A 19363-nucleotide genomic window follows, 5' to 3' on the forward strand; every position below is an offset into this window, starting at 1 on the left:
TTTCAAGAATTTAACACACAGAAATTTCAAAAAAATAAAATTGACTAGACCGATCTGCTTTAATAATATGGAGTCAAATATCAAAAAATGTCGTAATTTATCAAAATATGATTCTAATTACATTGTAGGAGGTAAGTACAAATGGCGGATGTCTCATACCGGCTCGGAATAGACATAGGCGGAACATTTACTGATTTATCGCTGATAAATGAAGCAACAGGGGAGCTGACTGAACTCAAGACGCCTACAGTGACTGATGACCCAGCCCAAGGAATTATCAATGGGTTAAATCTTCTAAAAAAAAGAGGTGTTGATTTATCGAACATCCAATACCTCGTTCACGGAATGACAATCGGACTGAATACATTATTACAGCGAAAAGGAGCAGATTTAGCCCTTTTTGTGACAGAAGGATTTCAAGATATATTGTCACTTCAACGTTTACGACTACCCGTTCCTTATGACTTCAATTCTCGTTTGCCAGAACCATTGATACCACGGAAGCATGTATATCCAATCTCTGAAAGGTTGATACACGATGGTACGATCAAAAAACCTCTCCATCTGCAGCAATTAGATGATGCGGTCCAGCATGTTATATCTAAAAAGCTAGCAGGTATCGTCATTTCATTTTTACATAGCTATCAAAACCCAGTTCATGAATTACAGGCAAAAGCCTATATCAATCATCATTATCCACAGTTAGAAGTCCTTACCTCATCTGAATTATGGCCTCAAATGAGGGAATACGAGCGTACAGTGATGTCTGTTGTTAATTTGTACATTCAGCCAAAGGTGAAACAGTATTTGCAAACATTGAAAAGCCGTTTGAAGGAAGAAGGTGTACCAATTTCTCCATACATTACACAATCAAATGGTGGTTTAATGGATGCAGAAAGTGCGGCAACCTCGCCTGTTAAGACTCTCTTTTCTGGTCCGGCAGCTGGTGTCATCGGTGCGGCGAGAATTGCAGCATCAGCGAGTGAACCCAATCTGATCACTTTTGATGTTGGGGGGACGAGTGCAGATATCTCGATCATTCAAAATGGACAGCCTACAATGGCTCAATCGAATCAGCTTTCAGGCTTCCCAATTATTCTTCCATCTGTTGCGATGTATTCAATAGGAGCAGGAGGAGGTTCGGTAGCATGGATTGATCAGGGCGGACTTCTCAAAGCGGGGCCGGAATCAGTTGGCTCAAACCCGGGACCAGCTTCGTATGGAAAGGGAGAAAAAGCAGCTTTAACTGATGCGTTTCTCATATGCGGTTATCTCAATCAAGAACGTTTTGCCGGAGGACATTTACAATTACAACTGTCTTCAGCGAAAAAGGCCTTTCAGCCAATTGCTGATCAGCTCAACAAAACGGTTGAAGAGGCGGCTGACCAGCTCATTCAAGTAGCCGTAGCCAATATGTATACAGAATTAAGCAATGTGATGGAGCAGCAAGGGTTTGACCCTAGAGATTTTAGTTTGCTGGCATTTGGCGGAGCAGGACCGGTTGTGGCAAATTTCCTTGCAAGAGAAATCCATGCGAAAAATGTAGTTGTTCCTCCAAGTCCTGGTACATTATGTGCGTTAGGTGCTTTAACAGCTGATTTTATCCATGATGCGGTGCTGTCGAAGAAAATATGTTTACAAGACTATTCGATCAACCAACTAAAACAAGATTATGAGAAGCTGTCACGAAAAGCGACTGATTGGGTGAGCCAGCAGAACATTCAGCATATCAATCAGACATCCATTCTCTTATTAGCAGACGCACGTTATCAAGGGCAGGCATTTGAGATTGAATTGCCATTATCGATTGATTGGCTAAAGCAAGAACAAGACATCCACCAACTCATTGAAGCCTTTCACAAATTGCATCAGCGTCAATATGGTCATAGGGATGATCATGCAAAAATCGAGTTTACTCATTTACGCGTTCGAGTCATAGGCGAAACGCCTCCGCTACCTTTTTCACCTGTTCAAGAAAGCAGGGGACAGTCTTTGAAACCAAATGAATATAGACGAATTTTTATAGAAGAAAAAGAATACGGAGCATCGGTTTATAACCGGGATACGCTGTCAGTAGGTTCTATTGTAAATGGGCCTGCCGTGATTGAGCAGGATGATACGACAATATTAATTTTGCCAAACTGGACAGGCAGCATTGATCCATCAGGTAACTTAGTGATTTCAAAGGAGGCGGCTTTACATGAGAACTGACCCAGCAAAGCTTGAGATGATGCGCAGTTATTTTAATGCGATTGCATCAGGTATGGGGCATGTCATTGAACGGACGTCGTTTACGACCTTCGTCAAAGAATCTGCTGACTTTGCGACAGCATTGGCCACGCCTTCTGGAGATTTCTTTGTTTATCCAAAGACAGTGGGTGTGACGATCTTTTTAGGGCTGAGTCTAAAAAAAGCGATTGAAGAAAGCGGACCGATGCAGCCAGGAGACATTATCATCACTAATGATCCTTATACGACAGATGGTTTGGCGACTCACCTGCCAGATGTCCATATCATTAAGCCGATTTTTGTGGATGGTGAAATCGTAAGCTATGCTTGGTCTTTTGTTCATGTTAGTGATGTGGGTGGACTTGTGCCTTCGAGTATTTCACCGACAGCAACGGATGTTCATCAAGAAGGATTAAGAATTCCGCCAGTAAAAATTTATGAACGCGGGAAAGAGAATCAGGTCGTACGTACCTTTTTAAGAGCTAACAGCCGCGCTAGTCATCTAAATGATGGTGATATCAATGCGATGATTGCTGCTGTCAATACAGCAGATATTCGGTTAAAAGAAATGATTGAGAAATTTGGAAAAAACGAAGTGAAACAAGGAATGATAGACTTGCTGAAGCAAGCCGAGGATCGTGCTGGAAAGGTCATTGAAGCTATACCGGATGGAACGAGTGAATTTGCTGATTATTTAGATGATGATATGATTTCAGACGTCCCTATTCGGTTGAAAATCAAGCTAACGATCAAAGGGAAACGGCTGACGCTCGATTTTTCTGAGTGTGACCCGCAAGTAAAAACAGCCTTTAACCTTGTTACCAATGGTCAGAAGCATTCCTTTCTTTATCAAGGGTTGATTAATTACATCATTAGTAAGGATCCTTTTATACCGATTAATGGTGGAATAACGTATCCAATCGATGTGATCTCTCCTAAAGGAACGCTGGTGCATCCAGAATATCCGGCCTCTGTCGGAATTCGTCATTCGATAACGATGAGGCTGTACAATGTCGTGCTAGGCGCGATTGGTAAGCTGCTGCCTGAAGCAGTACCGGCAGCAGGTGCAGGTCAATCTGCCATTGTGGTTCTCTCTGTACCTGATGATCAAACGGGGGGCAGGAAAATGTCCGTTGTCGAACCATTAGGCGGAGGCGGCGGTGCTCAAAATGGTACTGATGGAGTTGACGGTATTGATCATTCGTCAGGCTTTTTGAAGAATACCCCAATTGAGAGTTTGGAACAGCATATTGATATTCATGTTCACCGATATGAGCTTCTGCCGAATACAGGTGGAGCTGGTGAAAATCGAGGAGGACATGCGATTGGTTTGGAATTTGAAATGATGAAGCCTGAATCGATGGTGACAGCACGAGGAATGGAACGGATGAAGTTTCAGCCTTGGGGTTTAATGGGCGGCCGAGCAGGAGCGGTTGGTGAGGTCAAGCTGATCACAGCTAATGGTGAGAAACAAGACCAGCCCAAAATAGATGTTCTGCGACTTGAAAAAGGCGATATCGTTCAATTGATTTCACCAAGTGGAGGCGGCTGGGGGAATCCATTTGCCAGAAAGAAAGAAAAAGTCCTTCAGGAAGTGGAAGCAGGTCTATTAAGTGAAGAAAGAGCGCTGCAGCAATATGGTGTGAAAGTGTATTTAGACCAAAATGAATGGAAGATTGATGAGGAGCAGACGAGCAAGGTGCGTGAAAAGGCTGATGATCCTGCCGCTACTGACGTGTGGGATTTCGGAGAACAAAGAGCAGCTTATGAGAAAGTATGGACGGACGAAGCCAGCAGTGAGCTAGCCGTTCAGCTGCGTTCCTATCCGGCTAATGAACGTACGCACTATAAACATGCAGTTCATCAATATTTCAGTCATAGAAATGAGCCGTTAACAAAGGAAGATATTACTCAAGCACTTCGTCAAATGAATGGACAAAAAGGGGGAAATGAATCATGAAAAGAAGATTAATCGCTATTTTTGCAGGCATTCTATCCATCGTTGTACTGCTGACCGCTTGTGGTGGAAATGGAAAGGATCAAGGCAAACAGCAGCAGACTGTGATTGTTGGTGTATATGGAGGAGATTGGGAAAAGAATATCAAACCAATCCTTGAAAAGTTTGAAAAAGATACGGGAATTAAAGTGCAGACCGTCTCTGGAGCGGATTCTGAATGGTTTACAAAATTAAAAGCGTCAAATGGGAAAAATCCACCTTATGACTTACTTATCTTACAGCCTGATACGATTCAAAGAGGAATTGCAGCAAACGTTCTTGCGCCTATCGATGAAGATCAAGCGCCGAATGTCAAAAAACTTTACCGCTCTGTCCAAAAGAAGCTTACTGTGAATGGAAAACAATATGCAGCAGGCTTTAGTATGGGGCAGCTTGGAATTGCTTATAGAAAAGACCTCGTCAAGCAGGAACCAAACAGCTGGACTGACCTATGGAGCAGTCAGCTGAAAGGGAAGGTAGCCATTTCATCTCCGACTTATTCAGCTGGTTTGCAATTTTTCTCTGCACTTGTTCATGCACAAGGGGGAACAGAATCAAATCCTAAGGATATTGATAAAGCATTTAAAAGTCTCGCGCAATTAAAAGGTCATGTCGCTGCTTTTCCGGATAACCCAGGATCGATTCAAACCTTGTTAGAACGTGGGGATGTCGCAGCTGTTCCATATTGGGACGGGCGAGTATTTGCACTTGAAGAAGAAGGAATGGATATTGGTTTCTCATATCCGAAAGAAGGCGCTGTTGCAGCTGTAGCGAGCTGGGCTTTAACGAAAGGAAGTCAGCACGAAGAAGCAGCATACAAACTATTAAACTACTTAAGTGGAAAAGAAGCTCAGGAGGCTTTCTCTGAAAAATCTTATTATGGCATGTCGAATTCTGATGTGAAATACAATGACAAGATTAAGGGGAAAGTGAAAGTTGGAGAAAATTATTACAGCAAGTTGACTTGGGTAGATTATGAAACAGCAACCTCTGAGCTTGGCAATTGGACAAATCGATGGAACGAAGTATTAGGCGGAGGAAAATAGGTGATCGCATGAGTGGAATTCATTTAGAACACATCAGTCAGCACTTCGGTGAGCAGATTGCTCTCAACGATGTCAGTCTTACTGTGAATGAGGGAGAGTTTTTCTCCCTTCTCGGTCCTAGCGGCTGCGGAAAATCAACATTATTAAACATCATTGGCGGTTTTTTAGAACCAACAAAAGGCGTCGTCTATATTGGTGATCAGGATGTGACAGCTTTGCCGCCTTATCAAAGAAAAACAGGTATGGTCTTTCAAAGCTATGCACTCTTTCCGCATCTGACTGTATTTGATAATGTGGCGTACGGGCTTAAGGTTCAAAAGAAAAAGAAGGCGGAAATCAAAGAGAAGGTGATGGAAAGCTTGTCTCTTGTTCAATTAGAGGCATTTGCGAAACGGATGCCCCACCAATTAAGCGGTGGTCAGCAGCAGCGGGTAGCGATAGCAAGAGCACTGGCGATTCAGCCGTCTGTTCTCCTTCTTGATGAACCGCTCAGCAACCTAGATGCCAAACTAAGAAAAAACATGCAGACAGAGCTGCGAAATATTCAAAGAAATGTCGGGATTACAACTATTCTTGTGACACATGATCAAGAGGAGGCCTTAAGCCTTTCTGATCGAGTTGGAATTTTAGGAGAGGGTAGAATTCAGCAGATTGGGACGCCTTTAGAGGTGTACCGCCAGCCAAACAATCGATTTGTAGCTGAATTCATCGGACAGGTGAATATCTTTGAGGCCGTGTACAATGAAGCTGATGCTGCATTTACGGTTCCGCATTTAACCCATTCAAACGGTCAGCATCTTCAGCTGCTGGCTGCGGCACATCGAGAGAAAAGGGAAAAGCAACTACTTATGCTGCGTCCTGAAAGAATCAGTATCTCTTCTGATCAGGAGGAAGTTCAGCCAAACCATGTATCAGGCGTGCTGTCAGATGTGAGTTATATTGGACATTCATTACGTTTGGTTGTGGGGCTTGATAATGGTGAAATCATTGTCCATGCTTCTGATGCTGCATTTCCCGAGCTGCCTGAAGTTGGAGAAACCGTCCATATCCATTGGCAGCCTGAAGATATCGTTTTCTTAGATTCGAAGGTGCATACGTGATGCGAATCAAGAAAAAGAATCAACGATTTCATTGGTTTATGCTGCTGCCAGCCTGTTTGTTTCTTGTTGTATTTTTACTAGCTCCGCTTGTGATGATGCTCGTTCTCAGTTTTCGCGATGTCGATTCGATGATGAATACATTACAAACGTATAGCTTTTCTCAATATATTCATGTGTTCACGACAGATGCATATGTAAAGGCGATTGGCAGTACTGTGTGGGTGGCTTTACAGACAACGGTGATTTGTTTATTGATGGCATACCCAGCAGCATACGTGCTCGTCAAGGCACCTAATCCGCGTCTACGGGCATTTTTCTATATCTTACTTGTGTCGCCGCTTTTGACAAGTGTTGTGATTCGGACGTTTGCATGGATTGTTCTTCTTTCGCAAAATGGTCTGATCAATGGCATGTTACTAGATTTACATGTGATTGAGAAGCCTCTCTCGATGCTGTGGAATATGAATGCGGTCATTATTGCCTATGTCCAAGTCATGCTGCCATTTGCAGTACTGCCGATCGCAACAAGTTTAACCGATATGGATCGTCATTTAAAACCGGCTTCTATGAGTCTTGGGGCTGGCCGGATCCGAACCTTTTTTCATGTCACCTTGCCACTGACCATTCCAGGCATGGTGACTGGCGCGATCATCGTCTTCTCACTGGCAGCAGGAAGTTATATCACCCCGCTATTAGTCGGCGGACGGATGCAGCCGCTGCTGCCGCTGTCAATTTATCAACAGGTGATGCAGGTGTATAACTTGCCTCTTGCTGCAGCTATGTCCTTTACATTATTGGTTTGTGTGCTTGTGGTGGTCAGTCTATTAAGCTATTTATTGAAGCGTTGGGAGGCGAGGATGCATGCGTAAAAAGTCAATAGGTGATCGCTTGCTTTCTATCCTGATTTGGACTGCTGGGTCATTGGTTTATCTTTTTTTAACCATTCCTGTTCTTGTGATCGTCCTATCTGCTTTTAGCCCAAATGCCTTTCCTGAATTTCCACCGACTTCGTTCTCTGTTCGCTGGTTTCATGATGTCGTGTCAAATCCAGAATGGATGGAATCGCTTCGGATCAGTGTGATTCTGCTATTCATTGTGACGCCTCTCACGGTTCTTTTAGGGACAATGGCTTCGTATGCTTTAGCAAGGCTTTCCTTTAAGGGAAAGGAGGCTGTCCAAGCTTTCATTCTATCACCTCTCATGATTCCTCAAGTGGTATTAGGGATTGCTATGCTTTACTTGTTTACGGCTATGGGCTTTACAGGGTCTTTGTGGGCGCTCGTCATTGGTCATGTCATCATTGGTTTTCCCTATGTGGTTCGAACGGTAGGCGTGAGTGTTTCGAATTTAGATCCACGGCTTGAGCTGGCTTCAATGAATCTTGGCGCAGGACCCATTCGCACGTTTTTTCGAGTCACATTGCCTTTGATTAAGCCGGGAATCATTGCAGGTGGGGTGTTTTCAGCTGTGACGTCATTTGGGGAAATATCGATCAGTTTGTTCGTTTCCTCACCTCAAACCATCACAATTCCCGTCAGGACCTTTAATTACATTGAGCAGACCTTTGATCCAAGTGTCAATGCGATATCTGTCATATTTATTATCATTTCTATCATTGCGCTGCTCATTATTGAGAAAACGATTGGTCTGTCTAAGGTGATGTAAATATAATGAAGAAACAAGGAGTTGTCATTTGAAATGGCAGCTCTTTTTTTGTTGTTTTTACAGTAAAAAAATCATTTTTTTAGGGAATGTAGTTCTTAAGATTTAAGAATTTGCGGGAAACGAAAGGAGACCTCTATCCTAGATTTTCGGCCATATTTTCAATATTTAAGGGAAAATATGAAATTTTTGCGGTATTTAGTCGATTATTTTCGGTTGAACGCAACTATTATTAGTTATTTTCGGTAAATATCGTCAATTATCATGCGAACCCTTCGGTATAACGCATGAATCTTTACACCCATTTTTCGGTGAAAAAAACAATATTTTCATATAAAGTGGACGTAAATAGAAAATATCTAAAAGAAAAGAAGAAAAAGGCAAATCTATGGAAACATAGAGACGCAAAGCCATGTCCTAAGGTAAATGATTCTTTTTTTGCTAAGGTCGGCAGGCTACCGAATCAAAATGGGAGTCCCTCCGTTTTATTCGGGGTGGGCTCCTTTTCTGTTAAAGCGTCTATTTTAATGAAATAGACTTGGTTCTTTTGATATAGAGGGTGCAGGGTGAAATTGGTGGAGAAAACATAGAAGAGGCGGAGGATGAAAATGAATACAGTTTATTACCCCTTAACACATGCGCAAAAGCGAGTATTCTACACGGAAAGATTTTATCCAGGTACAAGTATTTCTAATTTGGGTGGATTCGCCAGGTTGAGATCAGCATCTGGTCTCAATCCTTCTTTGGTCGTCGATGTGCTTCAAGCGTACATTCGACAAACTGACTCTCTTCGGCTGAGACTCGTGTATCGAGATGAAGAGGAGGAGCCTGTTCAATATATCAAACCTTATGAAAAACAGCCGATTCGCATGGAGAAGGGCTGGAGTGAAGAGGAAGTAAGGGCTTGGGCGAACGAGCAAATTCGTGAGCCGATGACATTGATTGACAGCCCCTTGATTGAATTTACGGTATTTCAAATCAATGATCAAGAGTGCTGGCTGTTCTGTAAAGCACATCATATTGTCGCGGATGGGATTTCTATCATTTTAATGGGAAATCGCATTATTGATTTATATCATGACATGCTGCAAGGAGTAGACATCTCGCCAGTTGAGGAGATTTCCTTCGTTGATCACATTATGAGTGAGCAGACCTATGAATCTTCTAAACGTTTTCAAAAAGACCAAGCTTTTTGGAATGAGCAATTTGCTCATATTCCAGACTTCGCATCTTTAAAACCGCATAAGGGATATGAGATGAGTTTACATGCGGAGCGATTTTCAGGGGATGTTCCAGATTCTTTAAAAGAGAAGCTTCGTGTCTTTTGTGAAGAACAGAAAGTCAGTATGCTTTCGATGTTTATGTCCACTGTCTATATTTACTTACATCGTTTTAGCGGTATGGAGGATGTTGTTCTTGGAACCTTTATGGGTAACCGGACGAATGCCAAAGAGAAAAAGATGATTGGGATGTTTGTATCGACGATTCCAATGCGTGCATCTGTTCAAGGGTCGCAATCGTTTGTTGATTTCGTAAAGCAGGTCATGGCAGATCAAATGAAGATCCTGCGACACCAAAAATACCCTTACAATCTGCTCATGAATGATTTGCGGGAAAGAGAAGGGTTTACAGGACGCCTTTTTGATATTTCTTTAGAATATCAGGTCATGCAGTGGCAGAAAAAAGAGAACCTGTCGTTCATTACTGAACCGATTTTTAGCGGGAGCGGAATGAATGATATTTCAATACATGTGAAAGACCGCTGGGATACTGATACATTGACCATTGATTTGGATTACCGTACAGATGTATTCACAGAAGAAGAAATGAGTAAGATGTTTGATCGATTCTTGATTTTACTAGAAGCGGCGGTCACTCAGCCTGATCAGCTGATCGGGACACTGCCTTTACTTTCAGCAGGTGAACAAAAGGAACTGCTGCAATTATCTGAGGGAGAATCGTTTGAAAGACCAGCAGCAAAACCGGTTCATCACATGTTTGATGAGACAGCCAACAAATATGCAGATCGGACAGCCGTTGTAGCAGAAAATGGAACAATTACTTATGGAGAGCTGCAACAACAGGCAGAAAAGCTTGCACGTTTTTTACAAATGAAAGGTATCTCGCGTGATGTGTCTGTTGCTGTTTTGATGGAGCGGAAGGTAGATGCCATGGTAGCAGTCTTCGGCATACTAAAGGCTGGCGGGGCATATGTACCCATTGATCCAGCATTACCTGAGGAGCGCATTCAATTTATTGTGGAGGATTCAGGTGCTTCTATCGTGTTAACAGAGGAATCGTTCATTCAAAAGTACCCAGCCCTCTCGGGAAAATTGATCGTGCAGCAGCAACTATTATTAGATGATGGATGGCTGCCTGAGCTTGTCGATCAGACGGCGCCCGAAGATTTAGCCTACATGATTTATACATCGGGTACGACTGGAAAGCCGAAGGGCGTCATGATTGAGCATCTTCAGCTTCATCATTTGGTCCATGCTTTGTATCATGAGATGTATCAAGGGGCGAATGAGCTTCAAATGGCGCTTCTAGCCCCATTCCATTTCGATGCATCGGTGAAACAAATCTTTGCTGCTCTTTTATTTGGACATACGCTTCATATCATCCCGCGAGAAACGACGAGAAATGGCATGCAGCTAGCGTCTTATTACAGAAAACATCACATTGAAGCGGCAGATGGAACACCGGCGCATGTGCAGCTTTTACTTGCTGCGGATTTGGACGGGCTGTCATTGACGCACATGTTGATTGGCGGAGAAGCGCTGCCTGCGAAAGCAGCATGTTCACTTATCGAAGCGGTTCGTATGAGTCAGCCTGATTTTACTCTATGGAATGTGTATGGTCCAACTGAGACGTGTGTGGATGCGGCGGTGCATCGCCTGAATCTCAGTGAGCTGAGCGAATCAACTGAACAGCGCTATGTGTCGATTGGAAAACCGCTTGGTCATCATCGTATTTATATTTTAAATGAACATGATCAATTACAGGTGCCTGGGGCTGCAGGGGAACTTTGCATTGCCGGTATAGGTGTTGGGCGAGGCTATGTGAATCAGCCTGAATTGACGAAGAAGGTATTCACAGCAGATCCGTTTTCTCCGCATGAGCGGATGTATCGAACAGGGGATCTAGTCAGATGGCTTCCAGATGGCACGATTGATTATCTTGGCAGAATGGACGATCAAGTGAAAATAAGGGGTTATCGCATAGAAACAGGCGAGATTGAAGCGGTGATGGAGCAGGTAGATGGAGTTGATAAGGCTGTCGTGCTAGTAGTTGATGAAGCGGATGGGGAAAAGGCGTTAAGTGCTTACTATCAAGCTCGTCATGAAGGTGTGTCTGTTGACATGCTGCAAGCGGCTATCAAACATCAGCTCCCAGCTTACATGATGCCGCTTTATTTCAAAGAACTCGATGCTTTTCCACTCACAGTCAGCGGCAAAGTCGACCGTCGTGCACTTGCTGCCTTAAAAGGTGATAGAGCGGTTCATGCTGTTTATACGGCACCTAGAAACGATATAGAAACGAAGCTTGTTGATTTGTGGGAAGACATTCTTGATCAGGAGAAGATTGGTGTATATGATTCTTTCTTCGATCGAGGCGGGCATTCGCTCAAAGCGATGACTGTACTTACAAAGGTTCAGCGAGATTTTCAAGTGGAGGTGCCGCTCTCTGTTTTATTTGAACAGCAGACGATTGCTGCTCTTGCTGCTTATATTGAGCAAGCAGAAAAGTCTTCTGAAACGGAGATACCAAAAGCGCCGGCTGCAGATCATTATCCATTATCGCCTCCACAGCAGCGCGTCTATATGGTGAGTCAATTGGAGCAAAGCACTGCCTATCATATGCCTGCTGTTGTGAGGTTAAAAGGAACTCTGCAGCTTGAGAAGCTGACTGAAGCCTTTGACAGACTGATCTCACGTCATGATATGCTGCGTACTTCTTTTCATACGATAAAAGGTGTCCCTCGTCAGCGGATCGCTTCATCCGTGTCCTTTCAAATAGAACAGCTGACAGGCGGTACGATGGAAGAAAACATGCAGCACTTTGTCAGACCTTTTGATCTTGAGTGTGCGCCACTTCTGCGAATTGGATTGCAATCATTGCATGATCAGGAGCATTTGCTCTTTTTCGATATGCATCATCTGATTTCAGATGGTCTTTCGATCGATTTAATGCTGCGTGAGCTGTCAGATGCTTACGAGGGATCGGTGAAAGCACCATTGAAGCTTCAATATCAAGATTATGCTGTTTGGCAAGAGCACCGAGGCTTTCAAAAAGAAGAGGCATTCTGGCTGCAAGAATTTTCGGGAGATATCCCTGCTTTACAGCTGCTGACCGATTATCAGCGTCCAGCTGTCCAGTCTTTCGCAGGTGATCGTGTCATCAAAGAAATCGATGAGGCGTTAAAGAATCAATTACAGGAGCTTGCAGCAAATCATCACACGACACTGTATACGGTGCTGCTTTCTGCTTACTATACATTGCTTGCGAAATATACGGGTCAAAAGGAATTTGTGGTCGGAACACCGGCAGCAGGGCGTGTGCATACAGATTTGAATGACATGATCGGTATGTTTGTCCAGACACTTGCTTTGCGGTCAGAGGTAGATCCGAATGGAACCATGTCTCAGTTGATTGAGCAAGTAAAGGAAAAGACGATGCAGGCATTTGAGCATCAGCAATATCCATTTGAGCGGCTGCTTGAAAAGCTGAATGTGCCAAGAGATTTTAGCCGTCATCCATTGTTTGATACCGTCTTTACACTCGCGCCGGATCATTCAACAGCCCAGCATATTGGAGACATGCTGGTCGAAGTCGAAGAAACCAATTTCCATATTGCAAAGTTTGATTTAACACTGCAAGCGATGGAGTCAGATCAAGGTTTATCCTTTGTACTCGATTACAGTACGGCACTATTTAAACGAAGTACAGCAGAGCAGATGCTCAAACATTATATTTATCTGCTGGAGCAGATGGTTCAAACGCCGCAGGAAGCTATTCAATCCTATCGCTTACTGTCTGAACAAGAAGCAGAAGCTCAGCTAAATAGGTGGAATCCGTTACCTGCGCCTTATCCAGCAGAAGAAACCATTGTGACCGAGTTTGAAGAACAGGTGCAGCAGCATGGTCATCAGCCTGCATTGCAATGTGAAGATGTGGTTCTTTCTTATCAAGAGCTGAATGCCCGAGTGAATCAGCTGGCACATTATTTGCGTGAAAATGGTTTTGAAAAAGGAATGAAAGCAGCCTTATTCTTTGAACGATCCAATGAAATGGTGCTCTCTGTTCTGGCTGTGCTTAAGGCGGGCGGAGTCTATGTACCAATTGACCCTGATTTCCCTGATGAGCGCGTGAAGCACTTTTTAACAGACAGCGGTGCACAATTCTTACTGACACATCAAGTGCTACGCCATCGCTCGGTGCTCACTGCATTTGAGGGAATCATCATAGAAACAGAAGATCAAGCGGTTGCTCAGCAGTCAGACAGCCCAATAGATGCTCATATTTTACCTGAGGACTTGGCGAATTTGACCTATACATCTGGTACAACAGGTAAGCCTAAAGGAAATATGGTGACACACCGGAACATTTTGAGAACGGTGAAGCAATCGAATTATCTCACCATTCATCATGAAGATACGGTGATGAGCATCTCAAACTATGTATTTGATGCCTTTATGTTTGATGTGTTTGGTGCTTTATTAAACGGAGCAAAACTCGTTGTTCTGCCAAAGGACCATATTTTAAACATGAATGAGCTTTCTGGAGCGATTGAGAAGGAAAAAGTCAGTATTTTAATGATCACGACAGCTCTTTTTCACTTACTCATCGATATGAAAAAAGATAGTCTGAAGAACGTAAGAAAAGTGCTGTTTGGCGGAGAACGTGCTTCAGTGCCTCATGTGGTGACTGCACTTGAGACAGTGGGGAAAGACAAGCTTGTTCATATGTACGGCCCTTCTGAGAGCACAATTTTCACCACATATTATCCTGTGAACCACATTGAGAAGCAGGCTTTATCCATCCCAATTGGAAAGCCAGTGAGTCAAACGGCTGTTTATATTGTAGATGAATTTGGACATGTACAGCCGCCGGGCGTTGCAGGAGAGCTTTGTGTCGCTGGTGATGGACTGGTGAAAGGATATTATAAGCAGCCAGAACTAACGAGCGAAAAGTTTGTCAAAAATCCTTTCCGCCCTGGAGAGACCATGTATAAATCGGGCGATCTTGCACGCTGGCTGTCAAATGGAGATATCGAATTCATTGGACGGATCGATCATCAAGTGAAGATTCGCGGACAGCGTATCGAGCTTGGGGAAATTGAACATCAGCTGCTGCGGCATCCTCAGGTGAAGGAAGCTGTCGTGATTGCTGCTCCGAATGACACGTTATGTGCGTATTTCACAGCAGAAGGATCTGTCTCATTAACTGATTTGCGCGAGCAAGCAGGACGTGAACTGCCCGTGTATATGATGCCGGCATTTTTCATGCAATTAGAGGAGCTTCCTTTAACGAATAACGGTAAGGTCGATAGGCGGGCGTTGCCGGCACCTGATCTTAGTGAGCAGGGGGCAAATGAATACACCTCTCCTCAATCAGAAACAGAGCGTCTGCTGGCGAACATTTGGGAGGAAGTTCTTGAAGTACCGCGAATCGGCAAACACGATCATTTCTTTGAATGCGGGGGCCATTCGTTGCGCGGCATGAAAATGCTGAACAGGTTGTATGAAGAGATGCAGGTGGAGCTCACTTTGAAATCTTTATTTGAATCCCCGACATTAGAAGCGTTCGCGCTTGCGGTAGATCAAGCGGATCAAACGGAGATCAAGCGAGTGGAAGTTGCCAAAGAGGCGGCCTATTATCCAGTGACATCGGCTCAGAAAAGACTGTTTGTTTTGGAGAAAATGACTGATGCGGAGCAAAGCTACCATATGCCGGCTGCCTTAAAGCTAGAAGGCGTCTTTGATGAAAAACGATTTGAAAAGGCAATTGATCAGCTAGTCCAACGTCATGAAGCTTTCCGAACGAGCTTTGATTTTGTTCAGAATGAACCTGTTCAACGGATTGAAACAAATGTCTCAATAGACATTGAAAAAATTGAACAGAACGGCCGAGACATACAGCAATTGATGAATGACTTTATCAGGCCATTTGATGTAGAAAAAGCGCCTTTACTCAGAATAGGTCTAGTTTCCGTCTCCGTAAATGTCCATTATTTACTGATTGATATGCATCATATCATTTCAGATGGGGCGTCTGTTGGCATTTTAATTGAGGAGCTTTCAGCCCTGTATCGAGGAGACAAACTAGAGGAATTGCCTGTTCAATATAAGGATTATGCAGTTTGGTCAAAAAGTGAGGCATCTGCTGCGCAAAAAGCAGATGAAGAGGCATTCTGGCTGGATCAATTACAAGGAGAGCTGCCTGTACTGGCACTGCCGGAAGACCTGTCAAGACCAAAAGTGCAAACATTCGCTGGAGATCGTGTCTCATTTACAATTGAAGGTTCGCTTAAATCAAAATTGGACGAACTCGTTAGAACGCTCAACAGTACGACCTATACAGTCCTGCTTGCTGGCTACAGTATTCTTTTAAGCAAGCTTTCAAGACAAGAGGATATCATCATTGGTTCTCCGGTTGTGGGTAGAACCCATCCTGATATTCAATCTGTGATTGGCATGTTTGTGAATACGCTGGCACTTAGAACAAGACCAGCAGGACATCAGACAGCTGCTGAATTTGCGTCAAATGTTCATCAGCTTGTGTTAGAGGCAAACGAGCATCAGCTGTACCCATTTGAAGAATTGGTAGATCAAGTGCAAACGGTTCGAGACACAAGCCGTCATCCAATTTTTGATGTGGTCTTCTCAATGGAAAATGCGGATATTCGTGATTTATCAATGGATGGGCTTCACGTTGTTCCACAGCCATTCGAGGAGAATATCGCCAAATTTGATTTGACCTTAACTGGAAACGAATCCGCAGATCGAATTGAGCTCGTGTTTGATTTTAATTGTTCTATCTTTCAAAAGACGTCAATTGAAAAGTGGAAAGAATATTTCCTTCATTTGCTGGAACAAATGGTGTCAGCGCCAGATCAATCTTTAGATCAAATGAAATTATTGTCATCGCAGGAGCAGCAAAAACAGCTGAACGAATGGTCAGGACCTGTCCTAGACGTCCCGTCAGATCAAACTGTTCATGGCCTGATTGAGGCGAAGGCACAAGGAGCACCGCATCAAAAAGCGGCGACATTCTGCGGAACGAGCTGGACGTATAAAGAGTTGAACAGCCGGGCGAATGTAGTCGCTTCAAGGCTCATCGCAAGCGGCACAAAACCAGGAGACCGCGTCGGCATTCTCACCCGTCCATCTCTTGATATGACAGCCGCTGTCCTCGGCGTTCTCAAGGCTGGTGCGGCATTCGTTCCAATTGATGCGGATTATCCAGCGCAGCGTATTGCGTACATGCTGGAGGACTGCGGGGCAGAGGTACTTCTGATGCAGAAAGGACTTACTGCACCACCTTCATTTACAGGTCATGTCCTGTTCATAGAAGATGCGGTAGAGGGAGAAGCTCACGAGATTCAGGTTCATGTGAAGCCGACAGATCTCGCTTATATGATTTACACGTCTGGGACAACGGGACAGCCGAAGGGTGTCATGGTCGAGCACCAGTCTCTTGTGAATCTTGCGTTCTGGCACAATGATGCGTTCCAAGTGACGAACAAGGATCGAACTGCGAAATATGCCGGCTTTGGCTTTGATGCCTCCATTTGGGAGATGTTCCCGACGTGGATCGCCGGCGCAGAGCTGCACATTATCGACGAAGCAATTCGCCTCGATATGATCAAGCTTAATGCGTATTTTAATGAAGAAGGGATCACCATTGCCTTCCTGCCAACGCAGTTATGCGAGCAGTTTATGTCAATGGACAACCATTCTCTGCGTTATTTACTAACAGGTGGAGACAAGCTGAAACAGGTGAAGCCAGTACCATATCAACTCGTCAATAACTACGGTCCAACTGAAAATACGGTTGTAGCGACAAGCGGAATGATCGATCCAAATCAAGGCACGCTTCCGATTGGAACAGCGATTGCCAATACTCGTTTTTACATTATGGGTTCGTTATATGACCTGTCGCCGCCAGGCGTACCGGGCGAGCTCGTGATTGCAGGAAAAGGACTGGCAAGAGGCTACTGGAATCTTCCAGAGGAAACAGGCAAACGATTTGTCCCAGATCCATTTTATCCAGGTGAGCGCATGTACCGTACGGGCGATTTAGTGAAATGGACAGAGGGTGGCGAGCTGATCTATCTCGGCAGAATAGACCATCAGGTCAACATCCGCGGCTTCCGTATTGAGCTGTCAGAAATTGAAGCCCAGCTCCTAACGCTGGATTCTGTCAAAGAAGCGGTCGTGACAACAGTTAAAGATGCGAGTGATCAAGATGCACTTATCGCTTATGTCATCGCGGCTGAAGAAACAACAGCCCTGAAAGAAAACCTAAAACGAACGTTGCCAGAATACATGGTGCCATCATGGATCATCAAGCTAGACCAATTTCCAATGACGGCAAATGGAAAAGTTGATCTGAAAGCATTGCCAGCTCCTGATATCGAAGCGAACCAAACGGTATACGAAGCACCAAGAGACGAAGTTGAAACGCTGCTTTGCGGCATTTGGGAAGATGTCCTTGGCGTCAGCCAAGTCGGCATTCACGATCACTTCTTCTTCCTTGGAGGAGATTCGATTAAAGGCATCCAAATGGCAAGCAGACTCACGCAAGCAGGCTGGAAGCTCGATATGAAACTTCTGTTCCAGTACCCGACGATTGCGGAGCTACGCCCATATATCGAGGAAGCCGATCTTCTCACAGCCGACCAATCACCTGTCGAAGGAGAAGTCATTTTAACACCGATTCAACGCTGGTTCTTTGAACGAAACTTTACGAATCAGCATCATTGGAACCAATCGGTTATGCTCCAAGCACCAAATGGTTTGGATGAGGAAATCGTTCAGCAAGTACTGGAACAGCTCATCATTCATCATGATGCATTGCGAATGGTGTATCCGCTCGAAGAAGGGCGCGTCATCCAGCGTCATCGAGGAATCGAAGAAAACAATGTGGCAATTGATGTGGTGGAAGTAAAAGGAGAGCTGTCGCAGCAAATCCAGCAGGTAGAAAAGCTGGCAAATGAAGTGCAGGCGAGTATGTCGCTAGCAGAGGGACCACTAGTGAAACCTGCCATTTTCCGAACAGACCAAGGAGATCATTTATTGCTCGCTGTACATCACCTTGTCATTGATGGTGTGTCATGGCGTATTTTCCTTGAAGATTTCATGGCTCTTTATGAACAGTCGAAGCGCGGGGAAACTCTTACCCTTCCTGAAAAAACACACTCCTTCCAAGAATATGCCCAAAAGCTGACTGAATACGCTGTGTCAGATGAGCTGCTATCGGAAAGAGATTATTGGAAAAAGGTACTTGCGCATTCCGTTCGTCCGCTTCAAAAGGATCATGTCACGGAGGATCAACGAATGCTTCATACAGAGACCCTTCGTTTTACATTGTCTGAGGAAGAAACGCACAGTCTGCTGACGGATGTACATGAAGCCTATCAAACGGAAATCAATGATATTTTGCTGACGGCATTAGGGTTGTCCATGAAAGAGTGGACAGGTGAAGACAGGCACTTTATTCATCTTGAAGGGCACGGGAGAGAGGACATCCTCCCTGAGGTTAATGTATCACGGACCATCGGCTGGTTTACTAGCATGTATCCAGTATTACTGGATATGTCGCATGCAGACGATCTTTCTTATCAAATCAAGCATTTAAAAGAGGAACTCAGACACATTCCGAACAAGGGGATCGGCTATGGCGTTTTAAAATACTTAACGCCTGACAAAATGAAGGACGATATTGATTTTCAAGTCACACCAGATATCAGCTTTAACTATCTTGGCCAGTTTGATGATCAGATCGGCGGCGGTGAAATGAGACGCTCTGCATGGCATGCAGGACAATCGCTGAGCCCTGAATCCGAGAAACCTCATGCGCTAGATATTGTTGGTTTCGTAGAACAAGCAATGCTCCATGTGACGATTTCCTATCATCACCTTGAATTCGAAGAACGTACGATGGAACAGTTCAAGGAGCTCTTAGAAAAGAATGTGAAGACATTGATCTCACATTGTCTATCACAGGATGAGAGTCAAATCACACCTAGTGATGTGGGAGATGAGGATCTCACCATGGATGAACTTGAAAAGCTAATGGATCTATTTTAAGCAAAAAGAAGAGGT

At 44.2% G+C, this 19363-nt stretch carries 7 protein-coding genes and 1 riboswitch; all 7 genes read left to right on the plus strand.

The genetic code is table 11. The annotated features are described in order from the left end of the window. The first annotated feature begins 141 nt into the window (after window positions 1-141). Window positions 142-2211 (plus strand): hydantoinase/oxoprolinase family protein, encoded by a 2070-nt coding sequence (locus QSJ46_RS06040; RefSeq protein WP_047203943.1) that lies wholly within the window; start codon window positions 142-144, stop codon window positions 2209-2211. After that, window positions 2201-4189, plus strand: coding sequence for a hydantoinase B/oxoprolinase family protein (locus tag QSJ46_RS06045; RefSeq protein WP_224930207.1), 1989 nt, complete (start codon window positions 2201-2203; stop codon window positions 4187-4189). Before QSJ46_RS06040 ends, QSJ46_RS06045 begins: the two co-directional genes overlap by 11 nt. After that, window positions 4186-5271: an ABC transporter substrate-binding protein gene (locus tag QSJ46_RS06050; protein ID WP_047203945.1), complete on the plus strand. Its 1086-nt coding sequence runs from the start codon at window positions 4186-4188 to the stop codon at window positions 5269-5271. Before QSJ46_RS06045 ends, QSJ46_RS06050 begins: the two co-directional genes overlap by 4 nt. A gap of 8 nt (window positions 5272-5279) precedes the next feature. Further along, on the plus strand, window positions 5280-6371 hold the full coding sequence (locus QSJ46_RS06055) for an ABC transporter ATP-binding protein (RefSeq protein WP_285604451.1): 1092 nt from the start codon (window positions 5280-5282) through the stop codon (window positions 6369-6371). Further along, complete coding sequence (locus tag QSJ46_RS06060) at window positions 6371-7240, plus strand: ABC transporter permease (protein ID WP_039176427.1); 870 nt, start codon at window positions 6371-6373, stop codon at window positions 7238-7240. Before QSJ46_RS06055 ends, QSJ46_RS06060 begins: the two co-directional genes overlap by 1 nt. Beyond that, a complete protein-coding gene (locus QSJ46_RS06065) occupies window positions 7233-8036 on the plus strand; it encodes an ABC transporter permease (RefSeq protein WP_047203947.1) in 804 nt (267 codons plus the stop codon). The genes QSJ46_RS06060 and QSJ46_RS06065 overlap by 8 nt, the downstream gene beginning before the upstream one ends. A 366-nt stretch (window positions 8037-8402) precedes the next feature. Next, a riboswitch (cyclic di-GMP riboswitch) is annotated at window positions 8403-8496 on the plus strand. Between the two features lie 145 nt (window positions 8497-8641). Beyond that, window positions 8642-19348, plus strand: a complete 10707-nt coding sequence (locus QSJ46_RS06070; protein ID WP_285604452.1) for a non-ribosomal peptide synthetase — start codon at window positions 8642-8644, stop codon at window positions 19346-19348. Window positions 19349-19363 lie beyond the last annotated feature (15 nt).

It is taken from the genome of Bacillus sp. YKCMOAS1, from assembly GCF_030268125.1.
Lineage (GTDB): Bacteria > Bacillota > Bacilli > Bacillales > Bacillaceae > Bacillus > Bacillus safensis.